The sequence below is a fragment of the Helicobacter didelphidarum genome (assembly GCF_003364195.1).
Lineage (GTDB): Bacteria > Campylobacterota > Campylobacteria > Campylobacterales > Helicobacteraceae > Helicobacter_A > Helicobacter_A didelphidarum.
Genome location: NZ_NXLQ01000106.1, coordinates 1 through 1866 on the forward strand (window position 1 = coordinate 1; position 1866 = coordinate 1866).

Here is a 1866-nt window from a genome sequence, read left to right on the forward strand (position 1 = left end):
AAGTAGCAGAGAATCCCGAAGTAGTATTTGGTTGATGCTCTACAAGATCGTAGCGTTCAAAGAAGCGTTTAGCTTGGAGTGGGGAGAATTCGCCTTTGAATAAGGAATTATATTCTATGTTGAGAATGTCGGTGGGGGTGGGTATAGCAGTTGTATTATTTTTTATCTCCTTAAACTTCTTTAATCTATCTTTATCCTTATTCCACCAACCTTCAGGCTTATAGTTTTTATCTGCAAGATGAAAGTAGCCATACGATGCCCACGCAAGTTCGGCATAATCCCTTAACTTTTTGATTTGTTCTTTATTGCTCATTGTTACTCCTTGTGCTAATAATACAATTTTCATAATCTTGTCTGATTACGAGTTCATAAGAAGCCATACCTTTTGTTGTGAGATATTTTCTTTTATTATCCCATTCCATATAAGTCCATATGTAGTCAATATTATCTTTTAAAACTAGAGAACTTTTAAATACTATAAACAGAGAGCTATTAATTCTATGGTTTTGTTGTTTTTGCTTGTATAAATGTTCCTTAGAATCATTTAAGAATATACCTCCCTCTATCTTCCCCCAATCAAGCGTATCTAAACTCAATCCAAAGTAACTTAGAATCTTATTATACTTCTCTTCATTATTTGGTAATTCATTAAGCTTACACATCTTTTTAAATTCGTGATAGCTAGGTTGAAATGAATAAGGCACGAACCACCCCCAACCAAAGAATAAAGCCCATACAATCATCAAAGGAAATATAATAAAACTTGATATTTTTAGAATCTTTTTAAATTTTTTCATCTACGCACTCTCTTTAGTTTCTATATTATTATAAGTATAAATTTCATTTACTAATTCATCATAGCTTAAAGCACACATTTGAGCTAAAAACCCTCCTAAAGAATGCCCTACTATCGTTATTTTAGGATAAGATTGTGATGATGTATCATAGATTCTAGGTTTAATCTTTGTCTCTACAAAGTGTATCAAATCAAAATATTGCTCTGGGATTTGGTTTGTCCCAAGTAAGAAATTGGTATAGAAATCATTTAGCATTGCTTTTATCTTATCACTACCCATCTCTGTGCCACGAAAGGCTAAGATATAATTGATATATCCATATTCAGCAGTATAGCTTATCTCTTTAGATTCTGTATTCTTTTGTTTGCGTTTTTCTCCAAAGAGAGTGGCGGAGAAGCCTGAATCTGTATTGGGTTGATGAAGTAATAAATCATATCTTTCAAAGAAGTGTTTGGCTTGAAGTGGGGAGAATTCGCCTTTGAGTGTGCCTACCTTGCATCTGCACAATCAGCATAATCTCTAAACTTCTGTATCATTTCTTTATTTGTCATTGGTTTGCTCCATATATTTCTTTTTAAGCTCCATTGCTCCACCCATTTCTTTTTTAGTCTCCCACCAAAATCCTCTACCTTCATCACCTTTTAAAAAAATACCATAATCAAGATAATTGAATGCAATATCGTAACTAATAATATGTGTTTTGCCTAAATTATCAGTATAAGATTTTTTATGACTAATTTCCATTAGAATCCTAGAATCTATTTTGGTATATTCCTCGCTAAAATCTGTATAGAGTGTATATCCATTTGATAGCAATGTGCTATTAGATAATTCGTATCTCCATTCATCATAAATCTGTTCATTAATAACATAAACCCCACTTTCTTTTTCTACTAACCTCTTAAACTCATAATATTGTGGGTCAAAGTATCTAAATCCACACCCACTAAACATCACTACCGCAACTAAAATTCCAATGATTGATAATATACTATAACTCATTTTCACGCCACATTCCTTAAATGAGCCTCATAGCCTGAAGCTTGTAGGGATTTATCAAGCACCTTTC

3 protein-coding genes and 1 pseudogene are annotated in these 1866 nt (G+C 32.6%); all 4 read right to left on the reverse strand.

Annotated features, from left to right (window positions below; genetic code table 11):
* Nucleotides 1-313: pseudogene (locus CQA53_RS11120) on the reverse strand (hypothetical protein); the annotation flags it as partial.
* The gene (locus CQA53_RS12715) at nt 303-797 is read right to left on the reverse strand and encodes a hypothetical protein (protein ID WP_181882471.1); all 495 of its coding nucleotides are present in this window, start codon (nt 795-797) and stop codon (nt 303-305) included. The gene CQA53_RS12715 and the pseudogene CQA53_RS11120, both read right to left, overlap by 11 nt.
* The gene (locus CQA53_RS11130; RefSeq protein ID WP_115543987.1) at nt 798-1304 is read right to left on the reverse strand and encodes a lipase family protein; all 507 of its coding nucleotides are present in this window, start codon (nt 1302-1304) and stop codon (nt 798-800) included.
* 33 nt (nt 1305-1337) lie between these two features.
* The gene (locus CQA53_RS11135; protein ID WP_115543988.1) at nt 1338-1805 is read right to left on the reverse strand and encodes a hypothetical protein; all 468 of its coding nucleotides are present in this window, start codon (nt 1803-1805) and stop codon (nt 1338-1340) included.
* Nucleotides 1806-1866: the final 61 nt, after the last annotated feature.